Origin of the sequence: Desmonostoc muscorum LEGE 12446 (assembly GCF_015207005.2) — a bacterium.
Taxonomy (GTDB): domain Bacteria; phylum Cyanobacteriota; class Cyanobacteriia; order Cyanobacteriales; family Nostocaceae; genus Nostoc; species Nostoc muscorum.
In genome coordinates this window covers 4,509,667-4,535,404 of record NZ_JADEXS020000001.1, presented here as the reverse complement: position 1 = coordinate 4,535,404, position 25,738 = coordinate 4,509,667, and the positions used below count along the sequence as shown (strand labels likewise).

Below are 25,738 nucleotides of genomic sequence, written 5' to 3'. Positions count from 1 at the left end.
ATTAATTAACTGAGTAGCAATGCTATAATTGCCTATGGTGCTTAAAGATTTTTAACAATCTGATTAGCCATAGGCATTCGTATGTTTGGCAAATCTACTTAAATTTGATTGAGTGGGTTTTGTATTATTAGAGAAGAATTCAGAAGTCAGAATTCAGGAGTCAGAATCAATGAGTGGGGGATCTAGAACCACGAATTTTTAGTGCCACACCAAATTCAAAATTTTGTGTGGCACTAGAAAGAGTATATTAATTCGCCAGTTGTATAAAATTCATTCTGAATTCTGAATTCTGACTCCTGAATTCTGTTTCGTTAAGTAATTTACTTTGAGTGTACTGGGTGATTTCTCAGGCGATGATTCGTAGTCTTTACTGGGAAAACCCACAATATACCAACTATTGCACTGCATAATAGCAGTTGCTCAATGAAAATCATCAGATTTTTAGATTCCTTTAATCTATCGAAACTCAAAGATGAGAATAATTGGGTGGTAATAGGGTTTGGGAACTGCCAAAAAATTGGGAGACACCATGAGTGCACAGCAAAAACGACGCGCCCTGATTACAGGGGCAAGTAGTGGAATTGGGAAAGCAACAGCTTTAGCCTTTGCAAAGGCGGGAATAGATGTTGCCTTAGTCAGCCGTTCTTTGGACAAATTGGAGGCGGTAAAAGAAGCCCTAGAGCATACTGGGGTGGAAGCGAAAGCTTACCCTTTAGATTTAGGGCAAATCTCCCAAGTAAAAGAAAAGATCCAAGCGATCGCCCTTGACTTTGGTGATATAGATATTTTGGTAAACAATGCTGGTATAGGATATACAGCTAGCTTGAGTGAAACTCCTCTCTCAGGTTGGCAGCAAGTAATAGACCTGAATCTTACCAGCGTATTTCAGTGTATTACGGGAATATTGCCATTAATGCGCGATCGGGGCAGAGGCACAATTATCAACGTCGCCTCCATTGCCGCCAAGCAAGCATTTCCCTACTGGGGAGCATACAGCGTCAGCAAAGCTGGTTTGTTAGCCCTCTCTCAAACCCTGGCACAAGAAGAACGCGCCCACGGCATTCGTGTCACAACCATTTGTCCTGGCGCAGTCAATACCGAAATTTGGGACACAGAAACAGTCAATGCCAATTTAGACCGTTCCAAAATGTTAACCCCAGAAACTGTAGCCCAGTCAATTCTCCACACAGTTCTATTACCACAACAGGCAGTTATTGATGAATTGACCATAATGCCCAGTGCAGGCGCACTCTAATTGCAAAGTTAGGAGTTGATAGTTATGAGTTAAGAGTTAGGAGTTAGAAGTTAAAAACTTTGCCGTTGCCCAATCAAAGTATGAAAACGATTTTGTTCGATATCAAAACCCTTGTTAGGACGTAATATATAGGGTCTTAACACTCAGATTCATACTGCAATTGGCTAAGGCCAAATTTTAAACTTCTAACTCCTAACTCTTAATTCTTAACCCCTAACTCTTAACTCATAACTAAATTCAAACCTAACCAAGACTGAATCATGACTATCGCTAGTTCCAACGGTTCCAATTACTCTCAATCGCCTTTAATTTCCGATTTAGCAGAAGCCATAACTCCAAGACCCGATCGCAATACCCACAATGGGCGACAACCGAATGTGTTCCCGCCAACAGAGGAACAAATGGAGGAAATGAAGGACGCCGTGCGGACAATAATATTGGGCGTTGGGGAAGACCCGGAACGCGAAGGACTCCTCAAAACACCCAAACGAGTAGCCGAGGCAATGCGGTTTTTGACAAGTGGCTATAACCAATCCCTCGAAGAACTTGTTAACGATGCCATCTTTGACGAAGGGCATAACGAGATGGTACTAGTCCGAGACATTACTTTCTTTAGCTTGTGCGAACATCACATGTTGCCATTTATGGGTAGAGCGCACGTTGCTTATATTCCCAATCAAAAAGTTGTGGGACTGAGTAAGCTAGCCCGGATTGTCGAGATGTATTCCCGCCGCTTGCAAGTACAGGAGAGACTAACCCGCCAAATTGCCGAAGCAATTCAGACCATTCTCGAACCTCAAGGCGTCGCTGTTGTCATGGAAGCTAGCCATATGTGCATGGTGATGCGGGGAGTCCAGAAACCAGGTTCTTGGACTGTTACTAGCGCAATGGTCGGTGTGTTTCAAGAAGAACACAAAACCCGCGAAGAACTCTTTAACTTGATTCGCCATCAAGCAACGTTTATGTAGGGAATGGGGCATCACAAGAAGCAGGGGGCAGGGAGCAGGGAGCAGAGGGGAAAGAGGAATTTTTCATTTTCCCCCTGCCCCCTTCCCCCTGCCCCTCTGCCTTTAAAGCCTCCCCAGTCGCTCAAACAAGAGTGCTACCTTCTCTAAATCCTTATCTCCAGGTGCGCTTTCCACACCACTAGATAAATCAATGCCGCTAGGGTTTACCTGACTCAAAGCTTGGACAATATTATCTGGTGTTAGTCCCCCAGCTAAAAACCAAGGGCAATTGGGATTAAATTGCTGTAGCATCGTCCAATCTAAGGTTTTGCCTGTACCACCCAGTTGTTGGGGATGGTAAGCATCCAGTAGTAAAGTATCCACGTGTTTTACATAACCATATGTAATCTCAAGATGCTCAAGACTACGAATTCTAAATGCTTTAAGGATTTCAATCTTGGGTAAAGATTGACGTAATTGGTAGCAAAAATCTGGTGATTCATCTCCGTGTAACTGCACGCCGGTTAACCCAGAGTTAATAACTATCTGCTTGATTTCGGCAATGCTAGCGTTAGCAAAAACGCCAATTTTGTCAATGTTTTCTGGTAATTGTGCGACTGCTGCTTGAATTTGCAAAGTCGTAACGTAGCGAGGTGAGGTGGGCACACAAATAAATCCTAGTGCCGTTGCGCCAAGAGAGGCGATCGCCATAGACTGCTCTGGTTGAGTGATACCGCAAATCTTAACGCGCATGAAAATTTCACAAATTTAAAATAATCACCAGAAAAGTCTAAACTATCTCAAAAACTTTTGCGCCTGCTAACTTTATAATCTTGTAGGTCTACATTAACTTTTCCATTTAGGAGACAAAAGCTTGATTTCATCTACTTTACTCGCAGCAGCGGCATCTGTTCCTCCAACACCCGTGTGGACTCCCACAGTAGGAATAATCATCAGTGTTAGTAGCCTAGTAGTTCTTTTGCTAAGTACTAGGATTGAAAAACCCTTAGTTGGCCCCAAGTTCCCTATATTACCTGTAAGCATTCCAACATTCGTTGGTGCGATGGCTTTTGGTCATGTTATTGGCATTGGCATTGTTTTAGGACTGACTAACATCGGTCGTCTGTAGGTTTGGAATTAGGCAAGCCTTGCTTGTAACGTTGCATTAGCAATTCTGGTTCTTTCTCCAGCAAGAAAAACGAGTGAGCATCAGCTAGTTAGCCTCCGTGTCGTTGCTCTAACTGAGCAAGGAAGCTTAACCTTTCCTTTGAGAGAGGACTCAACTACTTCATCAGCGGAGGATTTACATGGCTTGAGGGACGGGATTAATCCTCTCTTTCGGACTCATTGAGTTAACTCATGCAGGAGAAAGAACCATGATCTCATTAATTCTACTGGTAGTCTAAGTTACCGTACCCAAAACTCCCACAGAATGTAAATTGACTAATATCGCCATTATTTAAATTTTATTTTTTCCATCTAACCAGTGAAGATGAGCGGAGTGGCTAGATGAGGGGGATGAGGGAGTATTTAAGATTACTAGTTTGAACCTATGAGCTTCGTCGTTGAACCTCTGAGCTTCGTCGCTCAACCTCTGAGCTTCGCCGTTGAACCTCTGAGCTTCGCTGTTGAACCTCTGAGCTTCGCTGTTGAACCTCTGAGCTTCGCCGTTGAACCTCTGAGCTTCGCTGTTGAACCTCTGAGCTTGGTCGCTCAACCTCTGAGCTTGGTGGTTGAACCTCTGAGCTTGGTCGTTGAACCTCTGAGCTTGAAACTTTCAGTTTTAAAACTCCCTCATCCCCCCATCTCCCCATCCCTCCACTTCCTCACCCCCCCACTCCACAATTTTGCTCACAGGCATTAATTGTCTATTCTAGAAATTAGAGCATTTGAGAACTGAGCATCAATTCAGTGATCCTTAGAATATATATTTACCAAGATTTAGGAAAAATTACGGTGTAGGAGCTATTAGAAATATCTAGTTTTAGGACAATGTAATGCAAACAAATTGGAAAATTGGGTCCTTATTTGGAATTCCTCTATTTTTAGACCCTCTGTGGTTTGTGATTTTAGGGTTGGCAACTCTAAATTTTGGGGTAGCTTACCAAGAATGGGGGAATGTTATAGCTTGGAGTGCAGGAATAGTTATGGCACTGCTGCTATTTGGTTCGGTGTTGTTACATGAGTTGGGTCATAGCTTAGTAGCCCGATCGCAAGGGATTAAAGTTAACTCTATTACCCTGTTTTTGTTTGGCGGCATCGCTGCCATAGAAGAAGAATCTAAAACTCCGGTGCAAGCGTTTCAAGTAGCGATCGCCGGTCCCTTGGTTAGCATCATACTGTTTTTCTTGTTGCGTTTGGTAGCCAGTGTTTTACCTGATACTAGTCCAGTCAGTATGATGGTCAGGGATTTGGCAAGAATTAACTTGGTAGTGGCGCTATTTAACATGATTCCTGGTTTACCTCTTGATGGAGGACAAGTGTTAAAAGCAGCACTGTGGCAGATCACAGGTAATCGTTTCCAAGCCGTACACTGGGCTGCAACAGCAGGGCAAATTTTGGGTTATAGTGCGATCGCTTTGGGATTTGTCATAGATTTCTTGACTAGGGAGTTAGTACTTGGTTTGTGGGTTGCACTCTTGGGTTGGTTTGCCGTCCGCAACGCCAACAGCTATGACAACGTGACCACATTGCAAGAAAGCTTGTTAAAGGTGGTAGCGGCCGATGCCATGACGCGCGACTATCGGGTAGTTGATGCTGACCAGACATTGCGTTCCTTTGCCGATTTATACCTCTTGGAAACCGCCCCCTCACAAGTTTATTTTGCTGCTTCTGATGGACGTTACCGGGGTTTAGTTTCCATTGACGACTTGCGTTTAATTGAAAGGAGTCAATGGGAAAGCCAAACTGTATACAACATCGCGCGTCCCTTGACAGAAATACCTAATGTTGCTGAATCCACGCCTATAGCTGAGGTAATTAACAAACTAGAAAATCAACAGTTATCTTGGATTACCGTACTTTCTCCTGCTGGTGCCGTAGCTGGTGTAATCGACCGGGGAGATATTGTGCGGGCGTTGGCGCAAAAATTAAACTTGCGGATAACCGATGCCGAAATCAAGCGTATCAAAGAAGAAGGTAGCTATCCGCCAGGATTGCAGCTTGGGTTAATCGCAAAATCCACTGAAAATTAAGTGTCACACCTTCGTCATAGTTTTGCAATAGATTCGTCAAAAGCCTGTGTGATATTGAATTTGGTATTTGGTTACAAAATGCTTTTTTTGGGTTCGAGGTAGGGTTTCCTACCTTTTTTATTGCCTTGAAAAAGGGAATGGGGCATTACGAGTGCTGTTAGCGGTAGCGGGGCGTTTAGCCCGTTAAGAGTTATAAGTTATTCTCCCCCTGCCTCCCCTGCCTCCCCTGCCTCTCCTGCCTCCCCTCCCTCCCCTGCCTCCCCTGCTCTCCCCACTCCCTCATATAATGGTAAGTATGTGATATACTACGTCTCTCACTTACCCTGGTTTTATGGGACTGCCAATTGTTGCTATTATCGGACGCCCAAATGTGGGCAAATCTACCCTGGTTAATCGTCTCGCCGGGGAACAAACGGCGATTGTCCATGATGAACCAGGAGTGACACGCGATCGCACTTACATGGATGCTTACTGGAGCGATCGCGAATTTTTAGTGGTAGACACTGGTGGCTTAGTTTTTAACGACGATACTGAATTTCTACCACTGATTCGCCAACAGGCAATGACAGCCCTAAGAGAAGCGAGTGCTGCAATTTTTGTAGTCGATGGTCAAACAGGCCCGACAACGGCAGACCAAGAAATTGCTAGTTGGTTGCGTCAACAACCCGTACCCGTGCTACTAGCTGTCAATAAATGTGAATCCCCAGATCAAGGCCTAATCCAAGCTGCTGAATTTTGGGAATTGGGATTGGGCGAACCTTATCCCGTCTCCGCAATTCATGGAAGTGGCACAGGAGATTTACTCGACGAATTAATTAATCACATCCCCGTTGCGGGAGAAATCCCAGAAACTAACGAAATCAAAGTTGCAATTGTGGGACGCCCAAATGTGGGCAAATCCAGTTTGCTCAATTCTTTCGTCGGCGAAGAAAGGGCAATTGTCAGCCCGATTTCTGGTACAACCCGCGATGCAATTGATACCGTTGTTGAACGTGACGGACAAACTTATCGCTTGATTGACACCGCCGGCATTCGCAAAAAGAAACAGATAGAATACGGCACAGAATTCTTTAGTATTAACCGGGCTTTCAAAGCGATTCGTCGCGCTGACGTGGTTTTATTAATACTTGATGCCTTAGATGGAGTCACAGAGCAAGACCAAAAATTAGCCGGGCGGATTGTCGATGAAGGTCGAGCTTGCATCATCGTGGTTAATAAGTGGGATGCTGTGGAGAAAGATTCTTACACAATCTACGACTACGAAAAAAGTCTGCAAGCGCGGTTACATTTTACCGAATGGGCAGAAACAATCTTTGTGAGTGCCGTATCCGGACAAAGAGTAGAAAAGATTCTCGATTTAGTGAAAACAGCGGCGGAATCACACAAACGTCGTGTTAGCACATCAGTGATTAACGAAGTATTAACAGATGCTGTGAGCTGGCATTCACCGCCAGCATCTCGTAGTGGGCGTCAAGGCAAGATTTATTATGGTACACAAGTAAGTAGCCAACCACCAACCATCGCCTTATTTGTCAACGATGCCAAACGCTTCAACGACAACTACCGCCGCTACATTGAGCGACAATTCCGGCAACAGCTAGGATTTAAAGGTACTCCCATTCGTTTACTTTGGCGGAGTAAAAAAGTTCGTGATGTTGAAAGTGGTAATCTTAATCGAGCAACACGCGTTTAATCAAGTTAGGAGTTATGAGTTAGGAGTTATGAGTTAAAGCCAAAATTGCTAACTATAGAACCCTGAGTTAAATTCAAAACTCCTAACTCCTAATTCCTAACTCCTAACTCTAAAATGGATTTACTGCGATCGCTACCACTTGGACTTTATTTAGAACAACCACAAACTTGGTTGCATAAAATCGATCCGCGAGTCAAGTTTGCCTGGTTGATGAGTTTTTTAACCAGCTATATATTAGCTAACAACTTTTGGCGTGTGCTGCTGGTGGTAATATTGATTTTTGCTACCTTATTTGCCAGGATTCCCCTACGAGTATGGCGCCAGCAAATGGGTTGGCTATTAATGCTATCGTTTTTTGTTCTGGCGATCGCAGCCATGAGTCCCGATGCAATGGGTGTAGACTATCAGCCACGCCTACCAGCAAACGAACAAATATTAACCCAGCCAGCAAACTCGAATAATGTTGTTGAACAACAAGCAAGCGTCCGCCAAAAATACAGCTACGTGCTATTTGAGAAAGGCCTAGTCAGAGTAACTCGCCGCTCCTTGGATTTGGGAATCAGTCTGAGTACGATTATATTTACTGTGATTTACAGCACCAACCTGTATCTATTGACAACCGCACCAGAAGAAATTACATCTGGCATAGAAAGCTTAATGCAACCCTTGCGGCGTCTGAAATTGCCTGTTACAGAAATTACTTTAACTTTAACTTTATCTTTGCGCTTTATTCCCTTAGTTTTAGAAGAAGTACAAAACTTATTTCGCTCTGTAATGACAAGGGCAATTAATTGGAAAAAGCTGGGATTAAAAGGAGCATTTAAGGTTTGGATGACAGTGGCAGAGAGATTGTTAGACAATCTGCTCTTGAGAGCTGAACAAATGGCGAATGCAATGATGGTAAGGGGTTTTACCAGTCCCAACGAACATCGGGTGCAGTGGCACGACTTACGATTAAAAGCCCTTGACTGGTTTGCTATTGCAACTTTAGTCTTATTCTGGGGAATACGGCTAGCTGTAGGAACTAAAGTCTAAATTGCCACCCTTGAAAATTGAAAGTTTCTAAATAGTATGACCAAGGCTTGGTATTGGCGATCGCTACCCTTAGAAAAGCGCACAGGTTCCGAAATTTTTGCTGCCTTGTTTCGCCCCACCACCGCAAAGGGAATTGCTACCTTACTGGAAAGTCCCTACCCAACGCCAATCGAGCATCCCCAACTCAGTCGATATTCTATCTGTGCAGGCGCTCCCCGACTAGTCGATGGCATCGCACAAATGTGGACACCAGGAGTAGGACAGGTTTTTTCCTTCCTAGAAAAATTGTTGCAGCAAAAGGATGAGGGAGATGAGGAAGTAATTTCTCCCCCTGCCCCCCTACCCCCTGCTCCCTCATCTCCCCCACCTCACCTCCCCTTCAGCGGTGGTTGGCTGGGTTGGCTGGGCTATGATGTCGCATGGGAAATTGAAGAGCTACCCGCTACTAAAATTGATCCCCTGCCATTTCCCGTAGCTTTTTGGTACGAACCAGATTGTTTTGCCGTTTTAGATCACGCCGAACAAATTCTTTGGTTAGCGGCCAGCGATTCTAGTGGACTCAATGAATTAGAGAAAAAATTAGTAAACGAAGATGCAAATAGGGACATACAGGGAGAGGTTCTGAATGAATTCTCCGCGTCCCCGTGTCCCCGTGTCCCCGCATCTTCTTCTCCTCCTCTTTTTTTGACATCGCAGTCAGATTATGAAACAGCTGTCAACCAGGCGAAAAAATATATTCAAGCTGGAGACATTTTTCAGACAAATCTTTCATTGCGATTTCAAGCGTCTACAGCAGCTTCTGGTTGGGAAATTTACCAAACCTTGCAAAAAATCAATCCTTCTCCCTTTGCCAGCTATTGGCAAACGCCTTGGGGAGAAGTGATGAGTTGTTCGCCGGAACGCTTGGTATTGTTGCAAAATCGACAAGCCGAAACCAGGCCGATCGCCGGGACGCGATCGCGTGGCGCAACCCCACAACAAGATATGCAACTGGCACAAGATTTACTTAGCAACACCAAAGAACGTGCAGAACACATCATGCTCGTGGATTTGGAACGCAATGATTTAGGCCGAGTTTGTGAATGGGGAAGTGTTGTTGTAGACGAATTGCTGACAATTGAACGATATAGCCATGTGATGCATCTTGTCAGCAACATCAAAGGTACTTTAAAAGGCGAATCTACCACCATTGATTTGATTCGCGCCACCTTCCCAGGTGGCACAATTACAGGTTGTCCCAAAATCCGTTGCATGGAAATTATCGAAGAACTAGAACCTGTGCGACGCAGCTTATTCTACGGTTCCTGCGGCTATTTAGATTGGCGCGGTAATTTAGACTTAAATATATTAATCCGCACCCTGCTATTGGCCCCTGAGAATGAAGGTGGGGGAGATGAGGGAGCAGGGGGAGATGAGGGAGCAGGGGGAGCGGGGAGAGAAATTACTTTCTCATCCTCCTCATCTCCCTCATCCCCCCACGCCCCACTCAACATCGTCTGGGGACAAGTTGGCGCGGGAATTGTCGCAGACAGCGATCCTGAGAGAGAATGGTATGAATCTCTGCACAAAGCTCAGGCACAGCTAGCAGCGCTGAAAATCTTGAATAATCAATGAAGGGAGTGGGGAGTGGGGAGTAGGGAGTGAGGAGATGAGGGGGATGAGGGAGATGAGGGGGATGAGGCAGTATTAAGATCAGTCGTTTGAATATCTGAGCTTTAAACTTCTAGTTTTAAGCTAATCCGCCTTTAAGTTGCATAATCCTTAGCCTCAGAAAGACGCTCTTACGCAAAGAAGGGAAGACGCTCTGATGCAATTTGAATGATTATTAGCTTAACACTCCCTCATCCCCCTCATCTCCCCCATCTCCCCACTCCCACTCCCCACTCCCCATTCACAGGACTTATTTTGCTCCATTTGGCGACAGTTGTGGCAGTATGGAAAGAAGTTAGAAAGTTGGCCGTTGCCGTTGGGAAGTTTATCGGGTGTTTTCCCTTGCCGCGCCAAGCTTTCAACAAGTTCCGCTTCACTACCACTTCACTACCACTAGCTGAATCTGCTCTCTTAAAAACTAGATCAAGGTCTTCACAACCACAGTTTCGCATTTTAAGAAAATATTCTGGCGAATGTTGGTATTATCGTCTGAATGTTTGGAATGAATTGCGAAAGCATATACATATCCCCCACCTTGACTATTAAATGAATCCTGAAAACGCAGAAACTTACATAAATCATCCAACTTGGGGTTTACTTTACAAGATCTGTATGGTTGATGAGAACCAGGATCTATTCACGACACTTTATGCCCAGCGTTTGTTTTTTTTGGTGGCAAATGACATTAAAGGTGTTAAGTTCCAGCCCATAGGACGCACCGAAGCTAGAATGATGTTGGAAAATCGCTTGCGTACTCTGCGTCGCAGTGGGCAATCTCAGGAGTACGATCAGCTTCAGAGTGTTTTCCAACGCACCTTCCAATGAACACTTCGATTTACGAACGTATTGTTACCATTCAGTCCTCACTGCCAACTTCAGTCAGATTGATTGCCGTAAGCAAACAAGTTTCTGCTGAGGCGATTCGATCTGCCTATGTCGCAGGAATTCGTGATTTTGGGGAGAGTCGTATCCAAGAAGCCGCCGTTAAACAAGCCCAGTTGCAAGACTTATCGGATATTACTTGGCACTTTATTGGGCATTTGCAAAGCAATAAAGCCAAAAAAGCCATTGAACAATTCCAGTGGATTCACTCCGTGGATAATTTAAAACTGGCAGTGCGCCTAGATCAATTGGCGCAAGAGCTAGGAGTGAGTCCCCAGATTTGTTTGCAAGTGAAAATTCTGCCCGATCCTAACAAGTCGGGTTGGAGTGTGGCAGAACTTTTGGCTGATTTACCCGCCCTCAATCAATGCAAAACTTTACAAATTCAAGGTTTGATGACAATTCCACCTTCAGGATTGGATGATCCGGAAATTCTGAGTGTGTTTAATCGATGTCGTGAACTGGCAAAAGAAATCCAAGAGCAAAACTGGTCGCACATTAAAATGCAGCACCTATCTATGGGTATGTCAGGCGACTACGAACTGGCAGTGCAAGCAGGTGCAACGATGGTACGATTAGGAACCATCTTGTTTGGCGATCGCCTTTAGCATACTAGTATCAAGCTTGTGGTCAAGTATTAATTAGAGATCAGGATTTGATGACAACAATTTTGTAACAGACTGGTGCAATTGGAAACAAAGGATATAGTATTGACAAGAGCAATCGCCAAGTAAAATTCGGGTAAAAAGAACTTTCCTTCGGACAAACCTTAGGATATAATCTTGACTCATTATTATGTTTAGGCGATGCACAGACCTTGCTAAAAGTGTCGGTTCATCGCCAAAGCCCGTAGTACAGGCTACAAATAGCAATATATTTGCTGAAGTATCCACCCATGTAGCGATCGCATATGGCTCAATTAATCCTAAGCCAAGTCAATACAGGCTATTCGCACCAGGAGAGTACACAATGAACAACATCTTTTCCAAACTCAGGGACTTTGTAGGTCTAAATGAGCAAGTGGAATACGAATATTACGAAGAAGAACCAGATACAGACAATAATTACCAAAATCTGTATCAACAAGAAAATCCCCAGCCAGCACCACAAGAAACCCCAGCAACTCAAAATCGACGTTGGCGGGAACCAGTGCCTACAATGGGAGAAGAGATAGCAGCAGGGTCAAAGCCAATGGGGAATGTGATTGGTATGCCAGGAGCAATTAACGGAATTTCGGAAGTTTTAGTACTCGAACCACGCACCTTTGAAGAAATGCCCCAGGCAATTCAAGCGCTGCGAGAACGCAAGTCAGTGGTATTAAATCTGACAATCATGGACCCAGATCAAGCTCAGCGAGCAGTAGATTTTGTCGCAGGTGGTACTTACGCCCTCGATGGACATCAAGAGCGCATCGGTGAGAGCATCTTTTTGTTTACGCCAAGCTGTGTACAAGTTAGCACCCAAGGTGGGGTTCTTCATGAAGTACCGCAACCTCCAGCCCGTCCTTCTCGTCCCACAGGTTCTACATCTACAAATCAAAATTGGGGCAACGAACCGAATCGGATGGCACAATAAAGTTAAATTAGTCTTTTGTCCTTCGTCTTTTGTCCTTTGTTAGTTAACAATAAACAATGACCAATGACTAATGACCAATGACAAATGACTAATGACCAACGACTAACGATCAATGACTATTAAATTTGGCTTAATTGGTGGTGGGGTAATGGGAGAATCGCTATTATCCCGCCTTATCGCACGGGGAATTTATCAATCCTCAGAAGTCATAGTTAGTGAACCCCTACCCTCACGCCAGGAATTTTTAAAACAGCAGTATAAAGTTGCTGTAACGATAGACAGTAGCGAAGTTTTCAGCCAAGCAAAAGAAGTTGTGTTTTTGGCAGTGAAACCGCAGGTGTTTAGTACTATCGCTCAAGAATTAGCACATATTGATATTCTGAATATAGAACACCCACCGTTGATTATTTCAATCTTGGCGGGTGTATCTTTAAGTCAGTTGGAAGCTGCGTTTATCCAATTGCCAGTAATCAGAGCCATGCCCAACACCCCAGCAACAGTGGGAGCAGGAGTTACCGCCATTTGTTTGGGTGCATACACCAACCAGAAGCATTACCAAATAGCACATCAAGTTTTTTCTGCTGTGGGGGAAGTCGTAGAAGTTTCAGAAGTCCTGATGGACGCAGTTACAGGGCTATCTGGTAGCGGCCCGGCTTACGTGGCGCTGTTGGTAGAAGCACTTGCTGATGGCGGAGTAGCCGCAGGTTTACCCAGAGTCATTGCCAATCAACTAGCCTTGCAAACAGTACTGGGAACAGCGAAACTGTTGCAAGAAACCAAAATGCACCCAGCAGAACTCAAAGATCGCGTTACCAGTCCTGGTGGTACAACAATCGCTGGGATTGCCAAGCTAGAAAAGGCAGGATTTCGCTCAGCTTTAATTGAAGCAGTAAAAGCTGCCACAGAGCGATCGCAAGAGCTGGGAAAATAGGGACTGGGGACTGGGGACTGGGGACTAGGGACTGAGGGAGATAAGGGAAAAATAACCAATTCCCAATTCCTAATTCCCAATTCCCAATTCCCAATCCCCAATCCCCAGTCCCCAATCCCCAATCCCCAGTCCCCAATCCCCAGTCCCCAATCCCCAATTCCTAACGAAGTTGACAAAAGACTCGTTAGTATAGTAAACAATCTGGTTGCAAATGTGATTGAGTGAATTATCCCGCGCCGTCTCCTGAACTTGACCTGAGGTCGATATTTCCCTTTGAACTGGATCAGTTCCAGAAGGATGCGATCGCATCCCTCAACGCTGGACGTTCCGTAGTTGTATGTGCGCCTACAGGTTCGGGCAAAACATTAGTAGGGGAATACGCCATTTATCGTGCCTTGTCACGAGGGAAACGTGTGTTTTACACTACTCCCCTGAAGGCGCTGTCGAATCAAAAATTACGTGACTTTCGAGAAAAATTCGGGTTTGATTTGGTGGGACTGTTAACTGGAGATGCTTCCATTAACAGGGATGCACCAATTTTGGTGATGACCACAGAAATTTTCCGAAATATGCTCTATGGTACACCCATTGGGCAAGTCGGCATTTCATTAGTAGACGTTGACGCAGTGGTGCTGGACGAGTGCCACTACATGAACGATCGCCAACGCGGTACAGTTTGGGAAGAATCAATCATCTACTGTCCCCGTGAAGTTCAACTGGCAGCCCTTTCAGCAACAGTTGCCAATAGCGATCAACTCACCGATTGGCTAAATCGTGTCCACGGACCAACAGACCTGATTTACTCCGATTTTCGCCCAGTACCTTTGGAATTTCACTTTTGCAATCCCAAAGGATTATTTCCGCTGTTGAATGACAGCAAAACCAAAATTAACCCCCGTCTGGCTAATCGGGGCAAAAGGAAACAAGGCGATCGCGGGAAAGCTGGTAGACCAGAGGCTCCCGGCTTAATTTATACCTTGAGCCACTTACAGCAACGGGATATGCTACCAGCCATTTACTTTATCTTCAGCCGCCGGGGATGTGATAAAGCAGTGGCAGAAGTGGGTGATTTATGGCTGGTAAATAATGAAGAGTCCCAAATTTTACGGGAACAAATTGATGATTTTTTAAACCGTAATCCGGAAGCCGGACGTTCTGGACAAATTGCCCCCCTGTACCGGGGAATTGCTGCCCACCACGCCGGGATTTTACCTGCATGGAAAGCATTGGTAGAAGAACTATTTCAGCAAGGGCTAATTAAAGTCGTATTCGCCACCGAGACACTGGCGGCGGGAATTAATATGCCTGCCCGGACAACAGTAATTTCTACTCTTTCCAAGCGTACTGACACTGGACACCGCCTCCTGAACGCTTCCGAATTCCTACAAATGGCAGGACGTGCAGGCCGCCGGGGAATGGATAAACAAGGTCATGTGGTGACGGTGCAAACTCCCTTTGAAGGATCTAAAGAAGCGGCATATTTGGCCACATCCAAGCCAGATCCTCTAGTCAGCCAGTTTACGCCTAGTTACGGCATGGTACTCAACTTGCTGCAAACCCATACCTTAGAGCAAGCCAGAGAACTCATAGAACGCAGTTTTGGGCAGTACATGGCGACCTTACATTTAAGGCCAGAATACGATGAAATTGCCGAACTGCAAGCAGAGTTAGCGCAATTACACGAGCAAATCGCAGCCGTTGATGAAAATGAACTGGCTGTTTATGAGAAATTGCGGCAACGCTTGAAAGTAGAACGCCAAATATTAAAAACCCTGCAAGAACAAGCCCAGCTAGATAGACAAGAACAATTGGCGATGATGTTGGGCTTTGCAGTGTCAGGAACTCTGTTGAGTCTCAAAGGCAAAAATATTCCAGTGTCTACACCTATAACCGCAGTGTTGGTGGGAAAAACGCCTGGTTCTGGTGATGATCCTTACTTGGTATGCTTGGGACACGATAACCGTTGGTATGTGGCAAGTACAGGGGATGTCGTGGATTTGTATGCTGAATTGCCACGAGTTGAAGTACCACCTGAAGTGCTACCACCAGCAGAAATGTCCTTAAAACCGGGACAGTCACTCCTTGGTAGTCAAGAAACATTTGCGATCGCCACTCGCATTCCCAATCCGGTAGAGTCTTTATATATGGCGCCAGAAGTAGCCGAACAACTCAGCCGTGTTACCGCCATCCAAGAGCAAGTAGAAACTCATCCCGTACATCTATCAGGCAGTGTGGCAACGATTTTCAAACGCCGGGCCCGCTATGTCGAACTAGAAGCTGAACTCGAAGAGTTGCAAGGTACAGTAGAGCAACAGTCACAACGTCATTGGGAAGAGTTTGTCAATTTAATCGCAATTCTGCAACACTTTGGCGCATTGGATAACTTAGTGCCCACACAACTAGGGCAAATGGCTGCTGCCATCCGGGGTGAAAATGAATTGTGGCTGGGTTTAGTATTCGCTAGCGGTGAATTGGACAACTTAGATCCGCACCATTTAGCCGCCGCCGCTGCCGCTTTGGTGACAGAAACTCCCCGTCCAGATAGTAAGGTTAACTTTGACCTCAGTAATGAAGTCGCAGAAGCCTTGGCAAAATTGCGCGGAATTCGTCGTCAAATGTTCCAACTACAACGGCGATATAACGTAGCATTACCTATATGGTTGGAATTTGAGTTAATTGCCCTAGTGGAACAATGGGCGCTAGGTATGGAGTGGATAGAACTATGCAACAACACCACTTTGGATGAAGGCGATGTGGTGAGAATTTTACGGCGGACATTGGATTTATTATCGCAGATACCCCATGTTCCCCATTTGCCAGACTCTTTCCAACGTAATGCTTATCGGGCAATGCAACTGATTGATAGATTCCCTGTGAATGAAGTGGTTGAGTGAAGAGGATGCGGGGACGCGGGGATAAAAGGATAAGAAGACGCAAAGACATAGTAACACCGAAAACCTCATCTCTCTATCTTTGCGTCTTTGCGTCTCCCCATCTTTGCGTTTTCTTCCCTCTGGCTGTAATTAAAAATGCTTTTCTTGGTTTGTATACTTTATACCAAGTTAGGATAAGTAATATTGTTTGGAATTCCACCGAAGAGCTTTGTAACTAAGACTTTTCATCCAAAATCCCAAATCTAAAATCCCAAATTGATACATCTGTGCAAGTTATCAAGATGTTTTTAACAGTTTACTAGAAGTTATTGCGATCGCCATCAATGCTTTTGAAACTTAGTACACCAAGTTTCCAGTACCACGCAACTGACGCAAGGAATTTATGCAATATGGACAGTCGCAGGCAAATAATTTAATTGCTGCATCACTTTCCTCTTCAGTAAAGTTCAACATGGCAATATTCTCATCTGAGACTGATGTGACAACTGTTGCAGAACGTTGTTGAGAGGTATACGGTTGCTTTCTGTCTGAATCTCGAATGCAGACAAAATCTTTTCCACCATGTGGGTTAGTTATACAGGTACGACCGTCTTGTGTGTGCATTAATCGCTGAGTAATACTAGCATGGGCAGGATTCAAGACTCCCAGGGTGGACATCAGCGAAGCGAAAATTGTGGAAGTGGACAGCAAATTAAGTATTAGTTTTCTGTTCATGGGTTTCCCAATAAAATGTTTCTGAACGCTAAGGCTATCCGATTAATAGTTAGAGGTCAAGTGACCTTTTATCTATTTTTATCTAGATAATCAAAAATTTATCAGATTTTTAAGTCTCAACTAATGGGGAGTGGGGAGTGGGGAGTGGGGAATAGTATTTTTGCTCAGCGGTTAGTACTTTTAAGTGGGAAGGTAAAAGCTGATGATTTGATTAGTTAGTATTTTACATTTAATGGCTATGTTTATCTAGTTAATTTTGGATTTTAGGATTCCCAGTTTTCGCAGTTTTTTATCTAGAAAATGCGTAATTTGATACTGAAAATGGGTATTACAAATAAGTGTTTTAGATTAAATAGGTTTGTCATGATGATTTTAGACTTTAGAAAAATTGGTGCTGTGTGTGCTGTATTTTTATTAGTCAGTGTTAGCAGCTTTCACAAATCAGCGGTAGCTACTATCAACAATCAGTCTCAATTGATAGCACAAGGACAGACTAGAATCCAGTCGCATCCAGTTTTTAAGTCTATTTTGCCCAAGTTAAAGCAAAAAACTCAAATTAAGATTTTATTGCCGAAGTTTATTCCTGAATCGGATGGGGAAAACCCAATTTACGCAATTATCGAAGCTGTTAGCCAAAAAAGGTACGATATTTTACTTGGTTTTAGTCCCGACTGTAGTGGTGGAACTGCTTGTCGTTTGGGTGGCCTTTCTGCTGAAGCGGTAACCAGGAAAACACCACGTCTGACTGGTAAACCTGTGTCTTTAGCTAAGGGTATCACTGGCTATTTTGTAGATTTTAGTTGTGGTGCTAATTGTTCAGATGCTACCTTGACTTGGCGACAACAGGGTGTGCAATATACTGTTGGATTGAAAGCTGGCGATCGCACTTCTTTAGTCAAAATGGCTAATTCTGCAATTAATCCCTAAATATCAGGCGCTGTTGTCTACTGAAAATATGAATTTGCCACACAGAAAGTAATTTAGAATTGATTAACAGGGTCGCTAACGCACCCCACTGTTTTCTCAAAAATTAGCCCTCTCCTTACTTCACAAGGAGAGGGCTAGATTAATTTTAAAATATTTCGTAATTTCCACGTGAATTACGAATTACGAATTACGAATTACGAATTACGAATTACGAATTACGAATTACGAATTACTTAATATCCGCCTTCTTCTTCGTATTCTGGCTGTCTTTCTTTGACTTTCTTGGGGATATTCACTGGCTTTGGCGCATCTTCCCAAGCATCGCTTTCTAAGTCGTCATAATCATCGTAATCTTCAGCGTATGGCTTAGTATAAGGCTGGGGTTCAGGCTTTAGCGGTTGTTTATATCTGTCGCTACCTGTTGCTTCACTCCAGTTATCTTCTTCATCGTCTTCTTCATATTGAATAGACTCATACTGCCGCGCCTTCATCACTTGACGTTGTGGCCTGACTTCTTCCACATAGTCTTCTGTCCATTCTTCTTCCCTGGCTACAGGTTCGGGGGCGCGGACTCTAGCCTTGGGTGGCTGTAATGGTACTCCACTTGGCAGTTGATTGCTTGGTGCAACTTGGCGTGGTGGAGTATAGCCGTATTCTGCTTCTTCATCTCGCTCCCACGGTGCTTTGCCGATACCCAAACGCTCTAGTAAACCGACTGTCAACTGGTTCACCCGTTCTTCGGCTCCCTCAAACACAATCAACCGATTTGGGCCTGTGCTGACAATTTCATCCACTGAGAACTCGTAAGTACTCAAAAATTGGTCGGGAATTTGGGGCAATCCTAATGAGGCAATAACTATAGAATCAAGTTTACCTGTTTCGCCGTTGAATTTGAAGCCCCGAACTTTGCCTAATACTTCGCCTGTTTCTGTGATTACTTCCCAGTTGATTAGGTTGCTGAGAGATTCAACTTCGATATCTTCAATTACATCTTCGTTATCAACTAAGATGACATCACCAATTTGGTTGATGGTGTTGAGGTACATATAGCGCGGTATGCCCGAAATAGAGATCAGGCTGTCTCGCAAACCAAGAGCCACAACCTCTCGCTGATCGATATCTACCCAAACTTGACTGACAATGCCTAGCCGTTTGCCGTTGTCGCGGGTAATTACCTGGGTATTTAATATGTCGGAACGCCTAATTATTTGTTCAGAGGTCATTCTATACCGAGTCCTGATCTCGAATCCGGTTTGTATATACACTATTATTAACAAAAACTCAAGCAGATGTATTGGATGATTGTAATTTAATCCCCAAAACTTGAGTGTAAGCTCCTCGTGCTTGAGTAACACCAATTGTGCGTTCGGCTGATTCTATCATCGGACGACGCAAACTAACAACTATAAATTGCGCTTGTTGTGACTGTTGTTTAATCATTCTAGCTAATCGCTCTACGTTTGCCCCATCCAAGAACATATCTACTTCGTCAAAGGCGTAAAATGGCGATGGGCGGTAGCGTTGCAGGGCAAAGATAAAGCTCAAGGCTGTAAGTGATTTTTCTCCACCAGACATGGAAGCTAGGCGCTGTACTGGTTTACCTTTGGGATGGGCAACTAAATTCAGGCCGCTGCTAAATGGATCTTCGGGATTTTCCAGTTGTAGGTAACCGTCACCATCGGAAAGGACGGCGAAGATTGATTGGAAGTTTTCATTGACGGCATCGAAAGCTTCTTTAAAGGCGAGTTGCCGCAATGTGGTAAAGTTCTCAATCCGCAAAAGTAATTCGGTGCGTTCCCCTTCTAGTGTTTCTAATTTTTGCGTTAGTTCTTGGAGGCGGTTTTGGGTGCGTTCGTATTCTTCCAACGCCAGCATGTTGACAGGTTCCATTGCCTGCAAGCGTTTGGCGAGCGATCGCAATTCTTTCTGCAATTCTTCTAAGTCTACCTTATCTGGAACTTCCGGCAGGGGATTCGGTAATTCTGCTCCCACATCACGCAACTGGCTTTGCAGTGCAACTAGTTCTTCCCGCCGCTTTTCTTGGGTTTCTTGGAGTTTTTGGATTTCCCATTCTAATTGTTGTTGGCGCAAAAGTTGCGATCGCACTTGCTGTTCTGTGGTGTCGCGTTTTTGTTTTTGTTCACCCAGTTTTTGCTCCATTTGATTCAAGGAGAGGCGGGTTTGGGTGATTTGGTTGTCTAACGTTGTGATTTGGCTCAAGACGCGATGAATCGCGTCTCTACAAGAGGTTTGTTGGGTTTCGTATTCGGTGATTCGGGTTTCGGCTTCTTGGGTTTTTTCTTGGAGGCGTTGTTGTTGATTTTCTAAATTTTTTAATTTTTGTTCGGCTTCTCTTAAGGCTGTCTCGCGTTGTTGTAATTGTTGCTCTTGAATTTTAATGGTTACCTGGATTTGTTGCCATTCACTCGGAGTTTGGGAGGCTTCTAATTCTGCTAAGGCATGTCGCAATTGTTGCAGTTGAGTTTCTTGTCCCGGTAATTCCCGCTCTAAAATTGATAACCGAGATTGGGCTGTGGCTAATTTTTCGGTGTTTTGGACTAATTGCGATCGCGTCCCCTCTAATTGCGTTATTAAATTTTTAATATCTTTGTGCAACTGTTCCAATTGCAACTGCTGTTCCCGCCGCGCCTGTCGGGTTTCTGTTAATTCTTGCGTCAATTGTTTGGTTTTGGTTGACAAAGTGGCGATCGCTTCTGTACAACGCTCTAAAACTCGTTCAATGTCCACCAAACGATTTTTTAAACCAATAACTTCATCAGATTCCGCTGCTTCACCGGTACCAAAACGCAACGCCGAACGTTGAGTGTTGCTTCCACCAGTCATTGCACCGCTGGTTTCCAATAATTCCCCGTCTAAGGTAACGATGCGGTAGAGTCCTAAATTTTTCCGCGCCTGTTCCAGAGTTGCAAACACCACCGTGTTACCGAAGACGTAGCTGAAGACATCTTTGTAACGGCGATCGCAATCAACTAAATTTACAGCATAGTTTACGAAGCCGCTAGCAAAACGCAGGGTTGCATCTTGAGTAAATTTCGGTGCAGAAATTTTATTTAGCGGTAAAAAAGTCGCCCTCCCAGCACGTTTTTGTTTGAGCAATTCAATACCCGCTGCGGCAATGCTGTCATCTTCCACCACAATATGTCCTAAGCGTCCACCAGCGGAGATTTCCAAAGCTAGCTGATACCGGGGTTCTACTCGTCCTAATTGGACAACTAAGCCGCAAACACCGGGCATTCCTGATTGTAAAATCACCTTACTGGCTTGGGTGCCTTGGACTTCTTGTTGTGCTTGCGCCTGGGCTTCTAATTTATCTAACTGGCGTTGTTTTTCTCGTTGTTCAAAAAGTAACCGTTTTTGGGTTTCTTGCTGAATTTGCAATTCTTGTTCTGTGGCGGAGAGATTTTGAGCTAAATTTTGGATGGGTTCGCTAGAAGCATTAAATTCCGTTTCAACTCGACTACATTCAGCTTGTTTTGCAGCTAATTCGGGTTCATCGCGTTCAATTAGTTGAGTTTGTTCTTGGATGAGTTGCTGTAACTGGTTATTGCGTTCCCTGAGTTGTGCTTGTTCGGTGCGTTGGGGTTCGAGAGTTTGCAGCAAAGTTTCAATTTGACGGTTATACGCCGTTTGTTGCTGCACCCACGCTTCTGAAGCTGAGGCGATTTCGGCGGCGGCTTGGCGGGAGGTTTCTAAAGCTTGTTGGGCTTCATTTCTTTGGTGTTGGGAAGACGCGATGAATCGCGTCTCTACAAGTTGGGTTTCGGCAATTTGTTGGAGGGTATGGTGGTGTTGTTGAATTTCTTGCTGAGTTTGGGCTAGACGCTTGGCAGTTTCTTGGGAAGTTGTTTGTAATTCTGTTTGTTGACGCAATAATTGTTTGCGTTCCGCCTCTTGGGTAGCGAGGGTAGATTGTACCGCCAAAAGTTCCTCTTCTCCCAAAGCCTTGACATGGGCGTTGAGTTCTTCAAGTTCAGCAGTTTTTTGGACGATTTCCGAATTTAAAGTTGTGAGTTCGGTATTGAGTTCAGTAGAATTGCGATCGCCATTTTGAATTTCACCAACCAACTTTTCTTGGTGTGCTTGCAGGGAACGCCATGATAAAACAGCTTCCCAAGATTGCTTGGCGAGAAATTCCGTGCGGAGTTTTTGATACTTCTCAGCCTTAGCACGATCTTGAGAAAGGCGATCGCGTTGTGCAGTTAATTCCGTCTCAATAATCCGACAGCTATCTTCCTTCTCCTTCACCTCATCCAAAGTAGACTTCGCTTGATTAATCTTGCGATCGAACGCCGCCACCCCAGCCAACTCATCAATAATTTCCCGCCTCTCCCGCGCATTCATGGAAATAATACTGGTGACATCCCCCTGCAACACCACGTTGTACCCTTCAGGATAAACCCGCAGATTATTTAATTGCTCATGCAACTCCGTCAGCGTACAACTTACACCATTGATAAAGTAATTCGACGTATAACTCCCCTGATGAGTCACCCGCAACTTCCTAGTGACACTCCACTCTGGCGATTTTAGATTTTGGATTTTGGATTTTAGATTTTCTTCCCCCTCTTCCCCTGCTTCCCCTGCTTCCTCCTCTTCCTCCCTCTGCGCCTCTGCGCCTCTGCGTGACACCTCATCCGACAAATCAAACGTCACCGTCACACTAGCCTCAATCGCAGCCCGTCCCTTAGCCGTTTGAGTATTATTCACCAAATCCGGCAAGCGATCGGCTCGCATTCCCTTAGAACTAGCGAGTCCCAAACAAAACAGCAGCGCATCGAGAATATTTGATTTACCCGAACCATTTGGCCCAGATATGACAGTACACCCCGGCAGCAAAGGGACTGAGGTAGTACCGCCGAAGGATTTGAAGTTGGTAAGTTCCACGCGCTTGATATGCACCATAGGCGCTGGTTAACTAGGCTAATGGCTATTGAAGAACAAGTGTATCAACTAATTCAAGATCCGCAAGAGGGTAGAGGGGAGAATTTAGGATTATCGAACCACACGAGGCAAAAGAGAACGCAGAGGAGGGAGAAGAAAATCTAAAATCCCAAATTGGTAAGATTTTAGTGTGGAGTAGATAAACCATCTGGTAAGTTATGCAACTAGAAGATTACTTTGATTTTCAACGTCCCGATGATATTCGACTCAAAGGTACGAGAGTAGGAATTGAAACCATACTTTATGATTCCATCCACCGCGCTCGAACTCCATAACAAATAATCGCAGAACTATGCCTGTACATTTAGTTGAGCATATTCCCCAAGGGCGTAATATACCAGGTATTTTTATTTTGAATGATAACTTAACTATCGGCCAGATTATTAATCAATTAAGTATAATTTCCCAAGCATCTTTTGATGGCGAATATCAAAACCAAATTGTTAATTTACCACTATCTTAGTATACAACCTTTTTCAGGTAAATTAAGTACACAGGTAGGGGCACAGCCATGTTCCCTACAACCCATCTTCCGCACCCCCAAGTGTCACAAACGGAAATTACTGAGAGAAAAAAGGCAAGCAAGAATAAAAACAGACATATTTAGACAAAAAAGGGATTTGAGCAGCCATGAATCACCACAAATGGCATCAAAATCTATTGTCAATAAGGAGCAATAAGAACTAATGGCAGATAGATTCGGATGAGATAAATAGATGAAGACGTTCAACGCTGAAATCATAAATTAGAATAATGAATTGAAGTAACAAAACTAGATTTTTGGCATAGGAAATTAGAGCTATTAATCAAAGCGGTTAGCTGCTTGTCCGATTTATATTAAATTAATAGAGATAAGAATTATGTGACTAATTGATAGTAACGGAGGCAATCATCTGGTAAGAGATTCAAGATAAAATCCCTATCTGGAGTCCAATTAGAGACGTGTTTTTCATTGTGAAATTCAACTAAATGAATACACTGTAAACGCTGAAATATCCAACGCAAAGTAGGGCAGTCAGTTGCTTTACCCAATTGATTTTTAATAGTTAATTTAGACTCTCTGAGTGCGGCTCTGATTTGACGTTGAGCCAATGTATAGACCAGCAAACATAAACCCATAATCATTCCTAACGACTCTATTCTCTCAGGGCTTTTGAGGAAAATACTATCGGCAAAAAATAATGGGTCTTTAAGAAAACCAAATCCCCTCTCACAGGACTGCTGGGCTTTATATTCACTCAGCATTAAATCCTCACTAAGTTCACTTGACTCTAAAACATTTGTGGCAATAATAAAACGCCCTGCACTCAGAATTTCTGTATTAATTTTATCTTCATTCTTAGATAATGTGGCAGAAATTTGGTAAGATGCGCCTACTTGATTAGCTTTTTTATTAGAGATGATTTCCGTAACTTTACTCTCCTGAATTTGGTGATATTTAAATTGTTTTGATAGTTTTGATAATGCTTTGATAGCATCAGCTTCACAAGCAAATTTATCTGATGATAATTTTTTCAATTCCAGAAGTGCTTTTGATTCTGCTTTAGTTATTTTCTGTGAGAGCTTACGCAGATCCGCAAACCTTCTATCTTGGCTTTGCACTACCAACCATCTTTGGTCTATTCCTGCATAAGTGACTGTTTTTAAAGCAAATTTGTATCCTGGCAAGTTACTGTCAATAAATTCCGATTCTGGTAATGTTGATATCAATAATTGGGCTGATTTTAAACTTAAAGGTACTCGACACAACCAGCGCAATTCTGACATCAATTTCAGATTCGATTCTGTATATAAAGCGCAATCTGCAACTATCAGACTGTTAACTTCTATTTGTTTTTGATACTCAACTGCTATTTGACCAAAGCATGATGAATCTGCTTGATTTACCGATGCTAATTTCAAAAATATTGGTATGTCTCCATCCCCTGAACATATTAGTTCTATGATAAATTGTTTTAAATCTGGTCTGTGGTCACGGGAATAACCGTAGGTGATGGTAATTTCTTTTGGTGATTTTACTGTTAATTCTTCTAGTTCTTGGTTGTTTCCTACTTTTTGATTCTCAAATATTACTTCTGGTAAGCTGGTATTGTATTCACCATGTACGTGCATTGATGATGAATCCAAGTGTGATGATAACAGGGATACTTTAAATTTTCTGACTGCATTTAAGGCAACTTTCAAAAATGTTGTATCTAGTCCTTTTATAAATAGTTTATCCATGACTCTCCCCAGTTTATCATCATTGAGATACTCTGGCTTTACTCCTGGTCCTATTAAATGCTCACAAGCTATTGTTTCAAAATATTGGGGAAACATATATAGTGGCTTTGATACAAATCCTAAGCCGTTGAATATCATGGCTTTGACTACATGACCAGGACTGACTTTTTCTCCTTTTTCCTCTCCTATTAATTCATTTATTGTTTCTACTAATCCTATCGCATCTATGATTCCTGCTACTATCGCTAAATGGTCTATGTTCTGAATTTCAATGTCTTTGGTATTCAAAATCACAACAGTATTCTCCACGACTTCTGTTGCAATTCTCTCATTCATCTTTTTGTTATCAATTAATTTTTTTCACGATGAAGGTTTTCCTTTTTTCTCTCTTCGTCACAAAATTTCCTCTTCTCGCCAATCAAGAGACTTAATACTATTTATTCTCATTTAATCTCTGGAATCTTGAATCCAACTTAGTTTTTATGTACTACTCTGTCAGCTTTTTGTTGATGTGTGACAGTTAGGGTGCGGAAGGTGGGCTACAATGATCTGTACTCACTCCTTTACAATCTGAGAAAGCAAACTGGGGTTTGAGAAAGTCAAAGCTTGTTTTGAGAAAGTCAAAGCTGATTTTACTTGCGGAAAACACCAAAATCAGAAAGCAAACTGGGGTTTGAGAAAGTCAAAGCTGATTTTACTTGCGGAAAACACCAAAATCAGAAAGTCAAATGGCATTTTGAGTAAGTCAAATGGCATTTTGAGTAAGTAATTGCAGATTTTGCTTATTAAATCTAGTCAAAACATGAAGTTTAAATAAAGTTCTTAAAAATATTGCTAATAAATGCTTACTATAGCG

The 25,738-nt window shown here is 43.5% G+C and carries 20 protein-coding genes and 1 pseudogene; 16 read left to right on the top strand and 5 right to left on the bottom strand.

Annotation, left to right across the window (positions count from 1 at the left end; translation table 11 throughout):
- Positions 1–529: 529 nt before the first annotated feature.
- On the top strand, positions 530–1,255 hold the full coding sequence (locus IQ276_RS19445) for an SDR family oxidoreductase (RefSeq protein WP_190876955.1): 726 nt from the start codon (positions 530–532) through the stop codon (positions 1,253–1,255).
- Positions 1,256–1,515: 260 nt separating this feature from the next.
- Positions 1,516–2,223 carry a GTP cyclohydrolase I FolE gene (folE, locus tag IQ276_RS19440; RefSeq protein ID WP_190876953.1) on the top strand — a complete coding sequence of 236 codons (708 nt, stop codon included), beginning with the start codon at positions 1,516–1,518 and terminating at the stop codon, positions 2,221–2,223.
- Between the two features lie 102 nt (positions 2,224–2,325).
- On the opposite strand, the gene IQ276_RS19435 is transcribed toward folE, so the two are convergent.
- Positions 2,326–2,955 carry a phosphoribosylanthranilate isomerase gene (locus tag IQ276_RS19435; RefSeq protein WP_235115805.1) on the bottom strand — a complete coding sequence of 210 codons (630 nt, stop codon included), beginning with the start codon at positions 2,953–2,955 and terminating at the stop codon, positions 2,326–2,328.
- Positions 2,956–3,076: 121 nt separating this feature from the next.
- On the opposite strand from IQ276_RS19435, the gene psaK reads away from it, so the two are divergent.
- From psaK to IQ276_RS19380, 11 genes are all read left to right on the top strand, one after another.
- Complete coding sequence (psaK, locus tag IQ276_RS19430) at positions 3,077–3,331, top strand: photosystem I reaction center subunit PsaK (protein WP_190876949.1); 255 nt, start codon at positions 3,077–3,079, stop codon at positions 3,329–3,331.
- Positions 3,332–3,754: 423 nt separating this feature from the next.
- Positions 3,755–4,066, top strand: a complete 312-nt coding sequence (locus IQ276_RS19425; protein WP_235115804.1) for a hypothetical protein — start codon at positions 3,755–3,757, stop codon at positions 4,064–4,066.
- Between the two features lie 133 nt (positions 4,067–4,199).
- Positions 4,200–5,396 carry a site-2 protease family protein gene (locus IQ276_RS19420; protein ID WP_193925947.1) on the top strand — a complete coding sequence of 399 codons (1,197 nt, stop codon included), beginning with the start codon at positions 4,200–4,202 and terminating at the stop codon, positions 5,394–5,396.
- A gap of 331 nt (positions 5,397–5,727) precedes the next feature.
- Entirely contained in the window at positions 5,728–7,089 is a 1,362-nt protein-coding gene (der, locus tag IQ276_RS19415) for a ribosome biogenesis GTPase Der (protein WP_193924960.1), read from the top strand.
- A 114-nt stretch (positions 7,090–7,203) separates the two neighbouring features.
- Positions 7,204–8,124: an energy-coupling factor transporter transmembrane component T family protein gene (locus IQ276_RS19410; RefSeq protein ID WP_193924955.1), complete on the top strand. Its 921-nt coding sequence runs from the start codon at positions 7,204–7,206 to the stop codon at positions 8,122–8,124.
- A gap of 36 nt (positions 8,125–8,160) precedes the next feature.
- A complete protein-coding gene (locus IQ276_RS19405; protein WP_235115803.1) occupies positions 8,161–9,738 on the top strand; it encodes an anthranilate synthase component I in 1,578 nt (525 codons plus the stop codon).
- A gap of 582 nt (positions 9,739–10,320) precedes the next feature.
- Positions 10,321–10,599 (top strand): transcriptional coactivator PipX, encoded by a 279-nt coding sequence (pipX, locus tag IQ276_RS19400; protein ID WP_073638606.1) that lies wholly within the window; start codon positions 10,321–10,323, stop codon positions 10,597–10,599.
- Complete coding sequence (locus tag IQ276_RS19395; protein ID WP_193924495.1) at positions 10,596–11,264, top strand: YggS family pyridoxal phosphate-dependent enzyme; 669 nt, start codon at positions 10,596–10,598, stop codon at positions 11,262–11,264. Before pipX ends, IQ276_RS19395 begins: the two co-directional genes overlap by 4 nt.
- Before the next feature lie 361 nt (positions 11,265–11,625).
- Complete coding sequence (locus IQ276_RS19390) at positions 11,626–12,231, top strand: cell division protein SepF (RefSeq protein WP_193924499.1); 606 nt, start codon at positions 11,626–11,628, stop codon at positions 12,229–12,231.
- A 112-nt stretch (positions 12,232–12,343) separates the two neighbouring features.
- Positions 12,344–13,162, top strand: a complete 819-nt coding sequence (gene proC / locus IQ276_RS19385; RefSeq protein WP_193924497.1) for a pyrroline-5-carboxylate reductase — start codon at positions 12,344–12,346, stop codon at positions 13,160–13,162.
- Between the two features lie 221 nt (positions 13,163–13,383).
- Positions 13,384–16,056: a DEAD/DEAH box helicase gene (locus IQ276_RS19380; protein ID WP_235115802.1), complete on the top strand. Its 2,673-nt coding sequence runs from the start codon at positions 13,384–13,386 to the stop codon at positions 16,054–16,056.
- Positions 16,057–16,392: 336 nt separating this feature from the next.
- On the opposite strand, the gene IQ276_RS19375 is transcribed toward IQ276_RS19380, so the two are convergent.
- A complete protein-coding gene (locus IQ276_RS19375) occupies positions 16,393–16,770 on the bottom strand; it encodes a hypothetical protein (RefSeq protein WP_193924377.1) in 378 nt (125 codons plus the stop codon).
- 366 nt (positions 16,771–17,136) lie between these two features.
- Between IQ276_RS19375 and IQ276_RS19370 the strand changes: the two genes are divergently transcribed.
- Complete coding sequence (locus tag IQ276_RS19370) at positions 17,137–17,697, top strand: hypothetical protein (protein ID WP_190877076.1); 561 nt, start codon at positions 17,137–17,139, stop codon at positions 17,695–17,697.
- A gap of 233 nt (positions 17,698–17,930) precedes the next feature.
- On the opposite strand, the gene IQ276_RS19365 is transcribed toward IQ276_RS19370, so the two are convergent.
- Both IQ276_RS19365 and smc read right to left on the bottom strand, forming a co-directional pair.
- Positions 17,931–18,920: a PRC-barrel domain-containing protein gene (locus IQ276_RS19365; protein WP_193915020.1), complete on the bottom strand. Its 990-nt coding sequence runs from the start codon at positions 18,918–18,920 to the stop codon at positions 17,931–17,933.
- Between the two features lie 58 nt (positions 18,921–18,978).
- Complete coding sequence (gene smc / locus IQ276_RS19360) at positions 18,979–22,620, bottom strand: chromosome segregation protein SMC (protein ID WP_193915018.1); 3,642 nt, start codon at positions 22,618–22,620, stop codon at positions 18,979–18,981.
- Positions 22,621–22,817: 197 nt separating this feature from the next.
- Here smc and IQ276_RS41275 point away from each other — a divergent pair.
- Together IQ276_RS41275 and IQ276_RS19355 are read left to right on the top strand one after the other, a co-directional pair.
- Positions 22,818–22,931, top strand: a pseudogene (locus IQ276_RS41275) (DUF433 domain-containing protein); the annotation flags it as partial.
- A 20-nt stretch (positions 22,932–22,951) separates the two neighbouring features.
- A complete protein-coding gene (locus IQ276_RS19355; protein ID WP_193915017.1) occupies positions 22,952–23,122 on the top strand; it encodes a hypothetical protein in 171 nt (56 codons plus the stop codon).
- 395 nt (positions 23,123–23,517) lie between these two features.
- Here IQ276_RS19355 and IQ276_RS19350 read toward each other — a convergent pair whose 3' ends face one another.
- The gene (locus tag IQ276_RS19350) at positions 23,518–25,218 is read right to left on the bottom strand and encodes an IS1634 family transposase (protein WP_228042916.1); all 1,701 of its coding nucleotides are present in this window, start codon (positions 25,216–25,218) and stop codon (positions 23,518–23,520) included.
- Positions 25,219–25,738 lie beyond the last annotated feature (520 nt).

Bases quoted from the DNA above. Each gene is read 5' to 3' on its own strand.
- der (WP_193924960.1), top strand. From the start codon at position 5,728: ATGGGACTGCCAATTGTTGCTATTATCGGACGCCCAAATGTGGGCAAA.
- folE (WP_190876953.1), top strand. From the start codon at position 1,516: ATGACTATCGCTAGTTCCAACGGTTCCAATTACTCTCAATCGCCTTTA.
- IQ276_RS19435 (WP_235115805.1), bottom strand. From the start codon at position 2,955: ATGCGCGTTAAGATTTGCGGTATCACTCAACCAGAGCAGTCTATGGCG.
- IQ276_RS19355 (WP_193915017.1), top strand. From the start codon at position 22,952: ATGCCTGTACATTTAGTTGAGCATATTCCCCAAGGGCGTAATATACCA.
- IQ276_RS19390 (WP_193924499.1), top strand. From the start codon at position 11,626: ATGAACAACATCTTTTCCAAACTCAGGGACTTTGTAGGTCTAAATGAG.
- IQ276_RS19425 (WP_235115804.1), top strand. From the start codon at position 3,755: ATGAGCTTCGTCGTTGAACCTCTGAGCTTCGTCGCTCAACCTCTGAGC.
- IQ276_RS19370 (WP_190877076.1), top strand. From the start codon at position 17,137: ATGATTTTAGACTTTAGAAAAATTGGTGCTGTGTGTGCTGTATTTTTA.
- IQ276_RS19405 (WP_235115803.1), top strand. From the start codon at position 8,161: ATGACCAAGGCTTGGTATTGGCGATCGCTACCCTTAGAAAAGCGCACA.
- smc (WP_193915018.1), bottom strand. From the start codon at position 22,620: ATGGTGCATATCAAGCGCGTGGAACTTACCAACTTCAAATCCTTCGGC.
- pipX (WP_073638606.1), top strand. From the start codon at position 10,321: ATGAATCCTGAAAACGCAGAAACTTACATAAATCATCCAACTTGGGGT.
- proC (WP_193924497.1), top strand. From the start codon at position 12,344: ATGACTATTAAATTTGGCTTAATTGGTGGTGGGGTAATGGGAGAATCG.
- IQ276_RS19375 (WP_193924377.1), bottom strand. From the start codon at position 16,770: ATGAACAGAAAACTAATACTTAATTTGCTGTCCACTTCCACAATTTTC.
- IQ276_RS19445 (WP_190876955.1), top strand. From the start codon at position 530: ATGAGTGCACAGCAAAAACGACGCGCCCTGATTACAGGGGCAAGTAGT.
- IQ276_RS19395 (WP_193924495.1), top strand. From the start codon at position 10,596: ATGAACACTTCGATTTACGAACGTATTGTTACCATTCAGTCCTCACTG.
- IQ276_RS19350 (WP_228042916.1), bottom strand. From the start codon at position 25,218: ATGAATGAGAGAATTGCAACAGAAGTCGTGGAGAATACTGTTGTGATT.
- IQ276_RS19365 (WP_193915020.1), bottom strand. From the start codon at position 18,920: ATGACCTCTGAACAAATAATTAGGCGTTCCGACATATTAAATACCCAG.
- IQ276_RS19410 (WP_193924955.1), top strand. From the start codon at position 7,204: ATGGATTTACTGCGATCGCTACCACTTGGACTTTATTTAGAACAACCA.
- IQ276_RS19420 (WP_193925947.1), top strand. From the start codon at position 4,200: ATGCAAACAAATTGGAAAATTGGGTCCTTATTTGGAATTCCTCTATTT.